The following is a 13,797-nucleotide window of genomic DNA, read 5'->3' as shown; positions in this document are numbered from 1 at the left end:
CCGTTTGACGTTTTCCCGCCCGTGTGGCGGACAAATCATTCAACCCTGATGGAGACAAACATGGCCAATGCAGCCGATTACGCACTGAAAGAACTCAACAAAGAGACCACCATCGGTGGCGTGGGTCTTGAAGTGGAACGCTCTGTTCCGCGCATTGATCTGACCGATTTCGATGCTCGCAAAGCCGAGATCACCGAGCAATTGTGGGAAGCCGCGACCGACACGGGCTTCTTCCAATTGGTCAATCACGGCGTCCCGATCCACCTGATCGATGAAGTGTTTCTGATGTCAAAGGCCTTCTTTGACCTGCCGCAGGAGGTCAAGGCGCACTACCCCATGGCGCGCGGCACCAACTCCGGCTGGGAGTACAAAGCGCAGGTGCGGCCCTCAACCGGCACCGCTGACCAAAAGGAAAGCTATCAGGTCACCATTTCGCGCATGGATGAGCTTGGCCTCTGGCCAACCCCGGAAGAACTCGCGGGCTTTAAGGCTTCGATGCTCACATTCGAGCGCGCCAATTGGGGTGTTGCGATGAAGGTCCTGGGCTGCTTCGCCGACAAGCTTGGCATGTCGACGGACTTCTTCACCACAGCCCATGACCCGATGAAACCGACCTACCAGTCCACGGTGCGGCTCATTCATTATCTGGCGATGAAAGATGCCACGCAGGAGGATTACAAATACTGGCGCGCTGGCGCGCACAGCGACTACAACTGCTTGACGCTTCTCCACCAACGCACGGGGCAGGGCGGTCTACAAGTCGCACCGGGTAAGGATCAGGTGGACGGGCTGGCCTGGACGGAGGTTGAGCCGCTCGACGGCATCATCACCTGCAACATCGGCGACATGCTGATGCGCTGGTCGGATGATTTGCTGCAGTCGACATTGCACCGCGTGCGCATGCCCAAGCCCGGCGAATATGACGGCCCACGCTACTCCATTGCGTTCTTCGCGCAGGCTAACAAAGACGCCATGATCGTCGGCCCGCAGGAAAAGTATGAGCCGATGTCGGCCGGCGACTATATGCAAATGCGCCTGTCGGCGAACTTCGACAAGAAGTAACAAACAGTAACCCATGCCTTTGCTTGTCGGAGGCATGGGTCGAGACGATACCGGCGCTTGCTAGCTCATGGAACCTGCAAGCGCCGATCTGCCCCTGTTAGGCCGGTGGAAAAAGCGTCGCCGCATCGCCCTCTTGCCAGGCTGGATATCTGTCCATGATGGCCGCGAAGCGCGGGGAGGCCAAAAAGCGTTCCAGCCAGTTCGGAAGGTACGGCCAAGGCTGCGCGTCAAACCACTCTTTGTCGATGAACGCGAACTGCCGCACGAAGGGTAGAATGGCGTTGTCGGCAAGGCTCTTACGACCAAACATCCAATCATCAATCTGCGCGTTGAGGTCGGACAAGAACACCGAAGCCTTGTCGCGTTCCGCGTTAGGTTCGGTGCCTGGATAGCGTGTCTCGTATCTGGTGCGATCAAGTGTCCATTTGAATTGGGCACTCGAGCATTCAACCGGCTGAACAATGCCCGCAATCGACCTGCCGTTGATCTTTAGCCCGGTGGCCCCAACGTGCATGCGAGCAGTTGGAGTGCCAGTCGGTCATTTCCGTCAAATCACAAGAATCGATCATTGAAAGTTGGCTCGCCAGGCGCCTTTTCTCGTCTCAATTTGCATAAATGGTCGGACGGATTCGAAAGCACATGCAATCAGCAATAACCTGCCCTACCCGTGGCGTTATCGGGCGTTGAGGGGATTTGCGGGATTATGTGGGAATAGCTGGGATTTGGCGGGAATAAGCGGGGGGCTTCGACGCCGCGTGGGCGCGCTTGATGCATTGCTGCTTCGATTGCATCATGACCTACTTGTCTCATCTCAATCATGCGGCGATCGATTTGAGCATCAGCGCCTGCAAAGCGTGTTGATGTAATGATCAGCAGTTGATGTTCGGCGTGGACTAAGGTTGGGCATCAACAGGTGCCATCGTCTGCCTCGGTTTGATCAATCGCGACGCATTTGGATCAGTGTCGGCCTTCGCAAGCGAGCGATGGTGTGCAGATCAGCATATGATTGCAAGGCGATAGTCTTCGCCCTAATGGATTGCTACGCGGCAAAGAGGACAAGAGCGTATTGATTGCAACTACAGATCGAGAAAGGAGCCGCGGTCGAGGTGCTGTGGTAAAGAACCAGATTGTGAAGAGGCTATGGCGGATGCGGGGGTGAAGGCTTTATCGATCGCGGCATAGCCGCTGCGATGGTCGTGTCGATGAGAAATCCTTCAGCGGCAATCCGTGAAGCCATATTGACCACAAAGAGAGCTTTGCGTTGATGATGGGCGTTGCCACTCGCGTGTAGGCAGCGGCCACTTCAAAAAAGGATCTATACGCCCTATTCAGTTCATACTGATTGCCGCCAGCACGCAGGTTTAATCATCTGTCTCGGGGTCAGGTTGGCTTTGCGCGTTACCACGAAGGCGAACGCCAGGTGAGTGGATCGGGTCACCAATAAACTCGATGCCAGCGGCTTCGAGAGCTTCCCTCACCCGATCAAGCGTACCGCCACGTGAAGGTGGAATGCCGTCGCTGCTTTCTAGCCGTTGCACCGTCCTATGGGGCACATTCGCCATTTGGGCGAGCTCTTGGGCGGATATGCCTAGGAGCCCTCGCGCAGCACGGATTTGAACTGAACCAATCAAACAACCTTGCCTTATGTCGTATTTTACGCCACAAAGGGCTATGGCATTAGGCACTCAATCCAATGGATGCACAAGTATCTTGGACACCGTCTTCGCGAGGTGCATTGGCGCGTATTCAGATTTCACGCTGCGCGGCTATCGGTGCGACTTGGATACATTTTCTGCATGGTGCACTGAAAGAGGCTCGGAGGTCGTCCCGGCTTCTCCTGAAATTGTTGCGGCGTTCATTGACGAGCATATCGCGCGCTATTCCTACGCAACCATTCGGAGGCGGCTGTCTGCGATCAAGTTTCTGCATCGCATGTGCGATCTGCCGTCACCCATCGACACGTCAGTGGTGTATTTGTCTATCAGGCGCGCCGCACGAACAAAAGGCCGACGCCCGAAACAAGTGCTTGGTCTGACGGCAGACCTTTTGGCGTCGATCCTTGACGGTTGTCCTAAAACTCTTTCAGGGCTGCGCGACGCAGCTTTGATCAGCGTTGGCTACGACACGCTCTGCCGCAGTTCAGAGCTCAGTTGGATGAAAGTTGATCATATCGATCTGGCAAGCCAGACCGTGTATATCCCACGCTCCAAAAACGACCCTTTCGGCGATGGCCGACTGGCTCGTCTCACCTCCGAGACGGTAGAAAAGATCGATCGGTGGCTTCGGACATCGGGTATCGACGATGGCCCGCTGTTTCGAGGTCTGGTGGCCGGGAAACTTCGTCAGGGACATATGGAAACATCCTCCGTCAGGCGGCTAGTCAAAGCATCTGCGCGGCGGGCTGGCCTGGACCAGGACATAGTTGCTGGCTTGAGTGGCCACTCGATGCGTGTTGGCGCGGCGCAGGACCTGATGATATCAGGCTACGATACCGTCGCTATAATGACGGCCGGTGGTTGGAAGAATGTTGAGGTCGTTGCGCGGTACTGCGAGAAGGCGGCGCTCAAACGATGACCGCATGGTCGCAACCCAAAAATGAACAACGGGTTGCCATCCTCAAACTGCTTGCCTAATGCTGAAAGTAAAGGGTCCCTCGATTAACAAATGACCGATCGAGACTTTTCGAATTGGATTGGTGTCTGTTTTCTTGTGTTGATCAATGCCGCTTTCCTAACCCTTCTGGCGACACCGATAGCGACGGTTCTCTCTCGGAACTCAGCTTTCGTTCTCTTGGCGATTTCGACGCTATTGCTGGCAGCCAGCTATCTGGCACAGCCCGGCTCTGCTGGTTCAATGCGATTTCCTTCGTCGCACTGGCTGCAAAAATCGCTGAACCGACCGATCACCGTGGTCACGATCGCAAGCGTTATCTATGCGATGTCATCGCTTGTTTGGTCACCGCTTCCCGAGCGTGGATTGGGAGCGTTGGCTCAGACGACAGCCGCAACGCTGATGGTTGTCTTGGGGTGTTACATCGTTGCTCGACCAAATGTCGCGCCTGTTTGGCTCCCTCGCGCGCTCCTCTTGTCGCTGGCGATAGGTTTGGCCTTTGTTGTGTTTGAGTTGTCATTCGGTAGCCCCATCCGCGGGCTGCTGGGCGCCTCGACGGAGCCATATCGGTTAAACCGGGCAGCTCTATGCATGGCACTCTTTGTGCCACTGCTGTTTCTAAGGGCGACGGAACATCTTTTAGTTTCGTTGCGGATCGTGTTGATTGTCTGCATAGGCGGCGCTGTTTTGATTTCTCAATCGGAATCGGCCAAGCTAGCATTTTTGGTTGTCTTGCTGACCTACGCGTTCACTTTCTGGACCAGCTCGCGCATTGCCATTGTGCTTTTGGGTTCAACAATCATTGTCTTGCATGTTTTTGCTCCGCTTTTGGCCATTGCAATAAACATGGCTCTACCAAGAGAGATGGGCGAAACGCTTTCTCAAGGCCTCTTTGGTGATCCCTACTACTTTGTGCGAATCGAGATTTGGTGGGCGCACGTACAACAAATTCTGTCGGCGCCCATACTTGGCCATGGACTGCAAGCATCCCAGGCAGCACCGCAAATCTATGCTGGCTCAGATCCCGCGGTCATTCGAGGACTGTCCTATGGGCACCCGCATAGTCTTTCGATCCAAGTGTGGTATGAGCTAGGCTCGGTAGGAGTTTTGCTTTCATCGGCTTTAATCTGGTTTGTTATGCAAAAATTGGCAAGTTTGCGTCGCCACGATCAGAAAGTGGCAGTGGCCGTCATTGCGGGGGTTTGGAGCGTAGCTTATGTTGGTCATGGAGCGTGGCAGCATTGGTGGTGGGCGCTGGTGGGGACACTGACCGTTCTTTTCGTATCGTTGAAGCAACGTAATCCCTCAGACGGCAACACTTAATTCGCTCTTGCCGATCGTGTAATTTTTTCCATGGATTGAATGCGTTCTGAAATTACTGATTTCATTTAGCTAATTCAATTAAATTGAAAATATAGTAATTGGAACTTTAATAGACTTTCTATAATTTTTATTTTTAGCAATATAAAAGTATTTTGTCCGGAAATGAACCAGAAAAAAATAGATATTTCATTGATATTGCGTGGTGTAATGGCAAGTTATGTCGTATTTTGGCATACATTAGGTTATCAGGGCGATATTCCTGCTATTATTAATATTCCTGGTAGGGTGTCTGTTTGGTTTTTCTTTGGTATATCAGGTTATGTCATCTCTCATGGTTTTTTCCATGGCAAATATAGATTCAACTGGAGGGGTTTGCGTGAATATTTCTTCAGAAGGATATTGCGTATTTTTCCATTATTTTATCTTCTTTCTGCGTTATCAATATTCATTATTATATTTTTTAGTTTGGCCATGCCATTTAATTGGATCGATATTCCAGCCGAGTTTTTTGCGATACAATGGAGCCATTCCTACGCACTTAATGGTGTATTTTGGACCTTAGGAATAGAAATACAATATTACTTAGTGGCACCATTGATTTGCTTTATTATTTTTAAGTGTGGTCGATTCCATTTAATATTTTCTATAATTTTCCTCTCCCTTTTATGGTTCTGGCCGCACCTTGCAAATCAATGGTTTGGCGCTTCCTATGACAACAGGACAACTATTGGTTCGCTTCAGTTCTTCTTTGTCGGTTGCATAATGGCGATGCTTACAACGAATACAAGTTTTGTTGAAGTTATTTCTCATCGGTATATTTTGTTAATTCTGTCTATTTTCGGATTTTCAATTTTAGGCGCGACGGCATGGTTATACCAAAACGCGTTAGGCGATTTTTGGCGTTTAACTGGCGCTCTGATGACGTTGCTGAGTATCGCAAGCTTGCTTGCTGTGCATATTGGTGTTGAAAATCTTAATATCGCTCCAGGTTTTTTATCAAGAAGTCTTATGAGAATTGGAGTATTAGCCTATGGAATTTACGCGTGGCATGGTATTCTATTGAAATACTTCGCCATGTTTCAAGATGAATTCGTTTTGACCTATTTGGTTTCCTTGATCTTAGCTGCCGTGAGTTTTTTCTTGATCGAAAAGCCTGCTATTGCCTTTGGAAGACGGTCGAGAAATGCAGCCTCACACTAAAATTGTTATTACTGGGGCGTCTGGCTTTCTAGGGCAGATGGTTGTGCCTCGGGTCGTTGAACGCCGGTGTGATGTTTCGGTGGTTGGTCGGACACCGTCGCGCCTGCAACAGCTTTTTCCTGGGATCGAGGCGTTCGACTATACCGATCTTGCGGAGAAGGCACGTGGTGCTCACCTTTTAGTGCATTTGGCTGTGGAGAATAACGACACCGGACTGTCCGAAACCGAGATGCGCGCGGTCAATGTCGACCTTGCGCTGAATGTTGCACTGGCAGCCAAGACGGCTGGCGTGCCTTCTTTTCTGAACGTTTCAAGCGTGCAGGCGCTTGATGGCGCAAATCGACATCCTTATGCCGTTAACAAGCGCGAAGCGATCGAGCGCTTGGGAGAGTTGCAAGGGATTGAGATTGCGTCAGTCTTCCTCCCGCTTGTCTATGGAGAAAACTGGAGCGGATCGCTCGTATGGCTTAACCGATTTCCACGATGGCTCGCAGACCGCCTGTTTCAGCCTTTAGCCGCCATGAAGCCAACGGTTCACGTCGATCGTATCGTTGACTTAATCATCAGCCAGATACCACCTAAGGACGCAGGAGAGCTCATCCTCTCAGATAACCAGTCCGATAACCCTTTTTACACGGGTGCGAGGCGCCTTGCGGATCTGGCGTTCGCCTTGGTGGTGGTGCTTTTTTTCTGGTGGTTTCTTGCTCTGATATGGGCTTTGGTGCGTGTGTCCTCCGACGGTCCCGGCCTGTTCCCGCAGAAGCGCATCGGGCGTCAAGCCCGCTCTTTCATTTGCTACAAGTTCCGAACGATGGCTGTTGGCACCAAAGAGGCCGGGACGCATGAGATCAGCTCACTGTCAGTGACGCGTATCGGACACCTGCTGCGTAAGACCAAGCTCGACGAACTGCCGCAGGTGTGGAACATCTTACGCAACGAGATGAGCCTGATTGGACCACGCCCGTGTTTGCCTTCCCAAACAGAATTGATTGCTGAGCGGCAGAAGCGGGGCGTGCTTGACGTGAAGCCAGGCATAACGGGCCTGGCACAGATCAACGGGATCGATATGGTCGAGCCGCGGCGTTTGGCGATATGGGATGCCAAATACCTTGCGCTGCGCGGGCTTGTTCTTGATGCAAAAATCGCCATCGCCACGGCTTTGGGCAACGGACGCGGCGATAGGACGAGCTAGGAGAGTGCCGGGTTTGCCTAAACCAGGCAAAGCGAAACTTTTGAGCGTTTGCGATTGTGGTTGGCCTATCGAAAAACGACAGCACAGGGTGTTGATTACATCGGGCATTCAATCGCTTGTGCCCTGTTCGCCATCGCGCTAAGGCCCGTGCATCTTCAGCAAAGGACCTTTGATGTCATACAACAAGCAATTGACGCGACGGCGTGCCTTGAAAAAGAAACTCAAGGCGCGCGAGCAAGTTTACGGCGGCTGGGTTTCTTATGCTGATACAGCGATCACCGAAACCTTTGCCAAGGCCGGTTTCGATTTCATTGCCATCGATATGGAACACACGACCATTTCGCTGGAAGAGGCCAAGCGTATCATTACGTCGGCGCAAGCCGAAGGGGCTTGTTGTTTTCCGCGCCCTGTCAGCCACACAAACGAAGTCATCAAACCGCTGCTCGAAGCGGGAGCGGACGGGATGTTCATCCAGATGGTTGAAACGCCCGAGCAAGTCCGTGCACTGATTGATCACACTAAATTCCCGCCGGTCGGCAAGCGGTCGTACGGTGTGAATCGCGCTCATGGGTATGGTTTCGATTTTGACCGGTACATCAACGAGTGGAACGACAGTTCTTCGCTGATCTTGCAGATTGAGAGCATCACAGCCGTCGAGAATATCGATGCGCTTCTGGACTTCCCAGAGGTCGACGGCGTTATGGTCGGTCCCTATGACATTTCCGGAAGCCTCGGTGTGCCGGGGCAGACGAACCATCCCAAAGTGCGCGAGGCGGGTCGTACGATTATCGAGGCTGCGGCGCGGGTTGGTAAGAGCTGCTGCACACAAATCGCAGACGTGAGTCCGGAACGGGTCCGGGACGCGTTTGATCAAGGTTTCACTTTTGTGATCTTGGGGTCTGATCTCTTTGTTTTGTGGAAGTGGGCCGAAAACATGCGGGCTGTGATGGCTGAGGTGAAATCGTGAGTTATCTTGACCAGCTCTTCGGGCTCGATGGTCGGGTTGCGGCACTAACCGGTGCTGGTGGCCATCTCTGCGGCGAGATGTCTCGCGCGCTTGGCAAAGCCGGTTGTAAGGTCGCTGTTCTCGATGTGCGACCTGAGAAGGCTGAAGCTGTTGCTGAGCAGATCATCGAAACCGGCGGGACTGCGGTCGGGCTTGGGTGCGATGCCACGGAAAAGGGGGAACTTGAGCGTAGCCTTGCACAAATAGTGGAAGCCTTCGGCCCTGTTTCCATTGCCGTTAACGGAGCAGGGACGAACGCATCAACGCCCTATCTTGAGATAACGCTGGAAGATTGGAAGAATGTCTTCGATACGCAGATCAATTCCACCTTTCTTGGCTGCCAAGTTTTTGGCGCGCATATGTTGGAGAACGGTGGCGGGTCGATCGTCAATATCTCGTCCGCTTCGGCCGGCCCGCCTTTGTCCAAAGCCTTTGCCTATTCGGCCGCGAAGGCTGGCATCAAAAATCTGACGCAGAACCTGGGTCGTGAATGGGCGACGCAAGGTGTACGCGTCAACGCGATCCGACCAGGGTTTTTCCCAACGGACTGGAACCGCAAGAACTTTATCACGTCTGAGCGAGAAGCCGCCATTCTTGGGCATACCCCAATGGGCAGATATGGCGAGGTCGAGGAATTGGTCGGGGCCCTGATCTGGCTGGCGTCCGATGCTGCCAGTTTCGTCACCGGAGCGGAAATCGCGGTCGATGGCGGCTATTCGGCGATGACGATCTGAGGCCCTGTTTCAGGACGGGTGATCTCCAAAACACACGCAGCACAGCTTGACACGCATGCCTGACAGCCAAAACAGGCTCTCTGGCGCACTGGCAAAGGAAACAATCCATGAGCAAAACGGTCTGCATCACCGGAGGAAGTCGCGGTATCGGGCGCGATATTGCCATCGCCTTCGCCGATGCCGGCTATGCCGTCTTTGCCGGGGCTCGAGCCGAAAGCGGGATTGAGGGTGCCGGCCAGAACATCACATTCGTGCCGATGGATGTGAGCCGGGACAACGATCATGCACGTTTCATCAAGGTGGCAATGGAGGCCACAGGGCAGCTCGACTGCTACATCAACAATGCTGGTGTCTCGGCCTGGCGACCGATTGGCGAGATCGATGAGAACTTTCTGGAACACATGCTTTCGGTCAACTTGAAGGGCGCCTTTTGGGGCTGCAAGCACGCTTCAGCCACCTTGAACCCAACGGGCAGCATCATCAATATCTCGTCTCTGGCGGCCAAGCGCGGGACAGCGAACAACGCGGCCTACTGCGCGGCCAAGTTCGGCATGACAGGGTTGACTCAATCATTGGCCAAGGAACTGGGGCCGAGCGGCATTCGTGTGAATGCACTCTGTCCTGTTCTTGTGCGCACCCCTGGCCTGATGGAAGCGCTGGAAGCCGAAGGCTCGCCCGCCAAAGGAGACCCGGAGGCGTTTTTGAAAACTTTCAGCACCTCGCAAAGCGCGCTTGGTCGTCTGCCGACGGGCCGGGAAGTGGCCGCCATGGCGCTTTATCTGGCCTCTGATGCAGCCAGCGCCGTGACAGGTCAAAGCATCAATGTGGATTGCGGGGTTCTACCCCAGTGACCGTGCAAACCCCCATGATCGTCGGCGTTATCCCCGCCCATCTGGCTTCGCTGCGGTTTCCCCGAAAAATCCTGCACCCGTTTGCCGGACTGCCGATGATCGAGCATGTGCGCCGCCGTGCATTGATGGCCGACAGCCTGCATGGAGTTTACGTGGCCACGTGCGATGACGAGATTGCAGATGCCGTCGCCGACGGTGGCGGGCAGGTGGTCCGAACCGGCAATCACCACAAGAACGGCACATCCCGTGTTGCCGAGGCAATCGCCGAGATCGACGCCAGCCATATCCTGCTTCTACAGGGTGACGAGCCACTTTTGTTGCCCCGCCATGTGGAGGCCCTGGCAAAAGCGATGATCGCGAATCCGGATGCCGATGCCTGGAACGCGACCGGTGATATTCGAGAGGAAAGTGAACTCGACCGCCATTCTTTTGTAAAATGCGCCGTAGGTGCCCACGACCGGATCCTTTACTGCTTTCGCCGAAGCCCATCGGCCGCGCCTTTCGACGTGCAGGTCAGCTATATCCGGAAGATTCTGGGCCTTTTTGGCTTCAGCCGAGAGTCACTCCTGGCGATAGCCAACGCTCCCCCTACGGTCGTTGAGACGCACGAATTTATCGAGCAGATGCGCATCATTGAGACCGGCAGGCGGCTCATATCCGTACCGGTGGATATAGCGCTCCCATCGGTCAACGAGCCGCATGAGGCCAGGATCGTGGAAGAGGCAATCAAGGACAATGTCGAACAGCAGGCTTTGTTGAACAAGGTGCTGCAGGGATGACCCAGGAGGCCAAATGGTCCTCCTTAGCGCTCGGCGAGCTTGCAACAGCGTGCGATGCTCTTTTGCGCGAAGAGCCGATCGATGTGGGTCGCATGGCGATCCCGGCTCTCCATTTCAGATCGGCGCATCCCAACGCGCTTGCGGTTTACCAACCGTTGTTGGCGTCAGAACCCATCGTAACGCAATCCTTGCGCGAGCGCGTAGCCGGCTGGCGCGACCGTCTGAGCCGGGTCGGACTTCGAACAGAAGCAGATGATCACCCACGGCGCGCCGACATTCTGTTTGTGTCTCACTTGCTTTCCCCGCAGCAGGCCGCCCGTCCCGAGCACGATCTTTATTTCGGCGATCTGCCGCAGGTCATGGCGGCCAATGGCTATGCATGTGCCACCGCTCTGATCGACCATACCGACGGCTGCCATCGTCTGGCTGATTGGCAAACCTTGGCCGAAGCGCCGCGAGTCGTGCTCAGGCAGCGTCTTTCCAGGAATGAGGAAAGCGATATTGCAAGGCAATTGGAGCAAACAGCCAGTCGTCTTGAGAAAGGAACCAGCCATCGCCGTTTGCGCCGGTTGGCGTCGTGGCAAGCGCGCACGGGCGCGACACGTCATAGCGTGCGGATCGGCCGGCAGATCGGAGATCTGGTCGGCAGACTTCAACCGCGCGCGCTGGTTCTAACCTATGAAGGTCATGCTTGGGAGCGGCTGGCGATGCGCGCCGCGCGCAAGGCCGGCAATGGTTTGACCTGTTGCGCGGTGCACCATGCGGTGCTTGCGCCCATGCAGTATGCGATGCAACGCCGCTACGGTGCCGATTTTGATCCCGATCATATATTCACGGCAGGCCACATCGCCCATCGCTGGCTTCGAGGATGCGCAGACCTGTCCGACTTGCCGATCGACGTGCTGGGCAGTCCACGTGCGATAGCACGCCAAGACGGTGGTGCGAAGAGAGGGCAGGGCGCGACTTGTCTCTTCCTGCCTGAGGGGTTGCGCGGGGAAAGCCTGCGACTGACCCGTTCAGCACACATGCTTGCCGTGGCACGGCCCGATTTATCATGTGTCATCCGTCTTCATCCCTTGATGACCAGAGAGCGACTGGAGGCGATGGCGCCGGAACTTGCGCGCGCGCCGGACAATTTCCACTGGTCCCCTGTGGGCCGACCCCTGAACAAAGACACGGCATGTGCTCGCTGGGCCGTATACCGAGGCTCCAGCGCGATACTTGCCGCCATCGCCGACGGCGTTGAGCCGGTGTATCTAGGAGACGAGCCTGCCGAGCTCAGCATCGATCCGTTGCGAACTCGTTCAGGTTTCGGCCGAATAGCGCCCTCGGACCAAGACCTGACCACCATGTTGCATTCTGGCGCGTACAACAAGAGTGCACAGTTGGCCGGGCAGGAGTATGCAAGGCGATACTACACCCCGCTCGACCCGGACGTGCTGATTGGCAGTCTGGCATCGGCATTCTAATCACCAAACAGTCATCGACCGACATGCCGTTCCCAACGACCTCTTCACCTGACCCCTTGCCGTCACATAGTCCCGATTTCGCGGAGATAAAACTTCTGTGCTGCGACGTAGATGGTGTTTTGACTGATGGCGGGCTCTACTATGGACCTGACGGCCCGATGATGGCCCGCTTTCATGTCTTGGACGGTCAAGGATTGAAACGCGCACAGGCCGCCGGTCTGACAACGTGCTTCGTGACGATGTCGGACAATGAAATGATCCGCCGCAGGGCGAACGATCTGGGCATTGACCATTGCCTTATGGGCATCACGGACAAGGTCGCGGCGGTTTCGGAGCTTCTGACAGATCTCGACATCACATGGCCACAGGTCGCCCACATTGCCGATGATATCAACGATCTGGGCCTGCTGGAGCAAGTCGGTCTGGCTGTCGCCGTTCCCAACGCCGTACCCCAGGTCCTTAAGCAGTGCCGGTACGTGACAGGCCTTGCAGGCGGTTCGGGCGCCGTCCGTGAGCTTTGCGATGCGCTGGTCGCCTCCCGTTAAACAAACTGCGGCGGGCTTGCAGCCTTTAGCGCTTTGTCGTTTACGTGGGCGGACAAATCGAAGTCAGGAATCCATTGCATGCAAACCGATCGGCTGGGCTATGTGGTGCCGACCAAGGATCGGCCGGACGACTTGCGCAAGCTTCTCGACAGCTTGATGAAGCAGACCGTTCCGCCAGCCCAGATCATCATCGTCGACGGCGGCGATTCGCCCGTCGATGGGCTGGTCGAGAGCTTTTCCGAGCTGCCTGTCACCTATGTTCGGGAGCATCCGCCCTCGCTCGCCCGTCAGCGCAACGCGGGCATCGCCGCGCTAGATCCCGGCATCACAGTGGCCGGGTATCTAGATGACGATCTCGAACTCGCCGCTGACGGCACCGAGCGCATGTTGGCCTTTTGGTCGCGATCGGGCCCGGAGGTCGGGGGTGCTGCCTTTACCATCGTCAATCAGCCCGAGCGCGGGCGCATCACTAGGCTCGTGTCCGACTTCTTCATGCTAAACGGCACCTCGCAGGGCCGGGTGTTGTCATCGGGCTTTGCGACCTCGATCCTGCCCCGGGACGAAACGCTGCGCACCGACTGGCTTTATGGTGGCGCAACGCTCTGGCGGCGCGCTGTTTTCGAACACTACAGCTACGACGAATGGTACATCGGTCACGGTTATCTGGAGGATCTGGACTACAGTCATCGCGTCGCCCAGGACTATGAGCTTTATGTGGTCGCCGACGCGCGGTGCTGGCACTGGCCTCGCCCGATCGTCATGGAGAAAAATCAGGTTCTTGGTCGGCAGCAGATCCTCAACCGGATCTATTTTGTAAGGAAGCTGGGCGGCTTCAACTGCGTCGCTTTTGCGTGGGCCATGGTCGGTCAGAGTATCAAGAATGTGATGGAAACGGTTCTGACCGGATCTCCGGCAGGATGGTTGCGGTTTCGCGGAAATGTAGCGGGACTCTATGAATTCGCGACAAAAGGTGTTGCGCAGGTCGGCGGGGTTTGGAAATGACCGCGCAGCGCCTGAGCGGGGTCG

General features: G+C 55.2%; 14 protein-coding genes. 12 read left to right on the top strand and 2 right to left on the bottom strand.

What is annotated here, in order from left to right; translation table 11 throughout:
* The first annotated feature begins 60 nt into the window (after positions 1–60).
* Positions 61–1,062 carry an isopenicillin N synthase family oxygenase gene (locus JJ917_09200; GenBank protein ID MBO6698995.1) on the top strand — a complete coding sequence of 334 codons (1,002 nt, stop codon included), beginning with the start codon at positions 61–63 and terminating at the stop codon, positions 1,060–1,062.
* A gap of 97 nt (positions 1,063–1,159) precedes the next feature.
* On the opposite strand, the gene JJ917_09195 is transcribed toward JJ917_09200, so the two are convergent.
* Positions 1,160–1,405, bottom strand: a complete 246-nt coding sequence (locus JJ917_09195) for a hypothetical protein (protein ID MBO6698994.1) — start codon at positions 1,403–1,405, stop codon at positions 1,160–1,162.
* Positions 1,406–2,423: 1,018 nt separating this feature from the next.
* On the bottom strand, positions 2,424–2,693 hold the full coding sequence (locus JJ917_09190; protein MBO6698993.1) for a helix-turn-helix transcriptional regulator: 270 nt from the start codon (positions 2,691–2,693) through the stop codon (positions 2,424–2,426).
* A 79-nt stretch (positions 2,694–2,772) separates the two neighbouring features.
* On the opposite strand from JJ917_09190, the gene JJ917_09185 reads away from it, so the two are divergent.
* The 11 genes from JJ917_09185 to JJ917_09135 all read left to right on the top strand — a co-directional run bounded on the left by JJ917_09185 (position 2,773) and on the right by JJ917_09135 (position 13,773).
* Positions 2,773–3,636 (top strand): tyrosine-type recombinase/integrase, encoded by an 864-nt coding sequence (locus tag JJ917_09185; protein MBO6698992.1) that lies wholly within the window; start codon positions 2,773–2,775, stop codon positions 3,634–3,636.
* A 90-nt stretch (positions 3,637–3,726) separates the two neighbouring features.
* Entirely contained in the window at positions 3,727–4,995 is a 1,269-nt protein-coding gene (locus JJ917_09180; GenBank protein MBO6698991.1) for an O-antigen ligase family protein, read from the top strand.
* A gap of 162 nt (positions 4,996–5,157) precedes the next feature.
* A complete protein-coding gene (locus JJ917_09175; protein MBO6698990.1) occupies positions 5,158–6,195 on the top strand; it encodes an acyltransferase in 1,038 nt (345 codons plus the stop codon).
* The gene (locus JJ917_09170; protein MBO6698989.1) at positions 6,155–7,387 is read left to right on the top strand and encodes a sugar transferase; all 1,233 of its coding nucleotides are present in this window, start codon (positions 6,155–6,157) and stop codon (positions 7,385–7,387) included. Before JJ917_09175 ends, JJ917_09170 begins: the two co-directional genes overlap by 41 nt.
* A 172-nt stretch (positions 7,388–7,559) precedes the next feature.
* Complete coding sequence (locus tag JJ917_09165; protein MBO6698988.1) at positions 7,560–8,354, top strand: 4-hydroxy-2-oxovalerate aldolase; 795 nt, start codon at positions 7,560–7,562, stop codon at positions 8,352–8,354.
* Entirely contained in the window at positions 8,348–9,127 is a 780-nt protein-coding gene (locus JJ917_09160) for an SDR family oxidoreductase (protein ID MBO6698987.1), read from the top strand. The genes JJ917_09165 and JJ917_09160 overlap by 7 nt, the downstream gene beginning before the upstream one ends.
* 107 nt (positions 9,128–9,234) lie before the next feature.
* Positions 9,235–9,978, top strand: a complete 744-nt coding sequence (locus tag JJ917_09155) for an SDR family oxidoreductase (GenBank protein ID MBO6698986.1) — start codon at positions 9,235–9,237, stop codon at positions 9,976–9,978.
* 14 nt (positions 9,979–9,992) lie between these two features.
* Positions 9,993–10,757, top strand: coding sequence for an NTP transferase domain-containing protein (locus JJ917_09150; GenBank protein ID MBO6698985.1), 765 nt, complete (start codon positions 9,993–9,995; stop codon positions 10,755–10,757).
* A complete protein-coding gene (locus tag JJ917_09145) occupies positions 10,754–12,226 on the top strand; it encodes a hypothetical protein (protein ID MBO6698984.1) in 1,473 nt (490 codons plus the stop codon). The genes JJ917_09150 and JJ917_09145 overlap by 4 nt, the downstream gene beginning before the upstream one ends.
* Before the next feature lie 119 nt (positions 12,227–12,345).
* On the top strand, positions 12,346–12,771 hold the full coding sequence (locus JJ917_09140) for an HAD hydrolase family protein (GenBank protein ID MBO6698983.1): 426 nt from the start codon (positions 12,346–12,348) through the stop codon (positions 12,769–12,771).
* A 78-nt stretch (positions 12,772–12,849) separates the two neighbouring features.
* Entirely contained in the window at positions 12,850–13,773 is a 924-nt protein-coding gene (locus JJ917_09135; GenBank protein ID MBO6698982.1) for a glycosyltransferase family 2 protein, read from the top strand.
* Positions 13,774–13,797: the final 24 nt, after the last annotated feature.

The sequence above is a fragment of the Hyphomicrobiales bacterium genome, from assembly GCA_017642935.1.
In the GTDB taxonomy this organism is placed as follows: Bacteria; Pseudomonadota; Alphaproteobacteria; order Rhizobiales; family MH13; genus MH13.
The sequence above is the reverse complement of the archived record's forward strand: the minus strand, read 5'-3'. Positions and strand labels throughout refer to the sequence as shown.

Coding starts and splice junctions, on each gene's coding strand:
- JJ917_09200 (MBO6698995.1), top strand. CDS start 61: ATGGCCAATGCAGCCGATTACGCACTGAAAGAACTCAACAAAGAGACC.
- JJ917_09165 (MBO6698988.1), top strand. CDS start 7,560: ATGTCATACAACAAGCAATTGACGCGACGGCGTGCCTTGAAAAAGAAA.
- JJ917_09155 (MBO6698986.1), top strand. CDS start 9,235: ATGAGCAAAACGGTCTGCATCACCGGAGGAAGTCGCGGTATCGGGCGC.
- JJ917_09150 (MBO6698985.1), top strand. CDS start 9,993: ATGATCGTCGGCGTTATCCCCGCCCATCTGGCTTCGCTGCGGTTTCCC.
- JJ917_09135 (MBO6698982.1), top strand. CDS start 12,850: ATGCAAACCGATCGGCTGGGCTATGTGGTGCCGACCAAGGATCGGCCG.
- JJ917_09175 (MBO6698990.1), top strand. CDS start 5,158: ATGAACCAGAAAAAAATAGATATTTCATTGATATTGCGTGGTGTAATG.
- JJ917_09180 (MBO6698991.1), top strand. CDS start 3,727: ATGACCGATCGAGACTTTTCGAATTGGATTGGTGTCTGTTTTCTTGTG.
- JJ917_09145 (MBO6698984.1), top strand. CDS start 10,754: ATGACCCAGGAGGCCAAATGGTCCTCCTTAGCGCTCGGCGAGCTTGCA.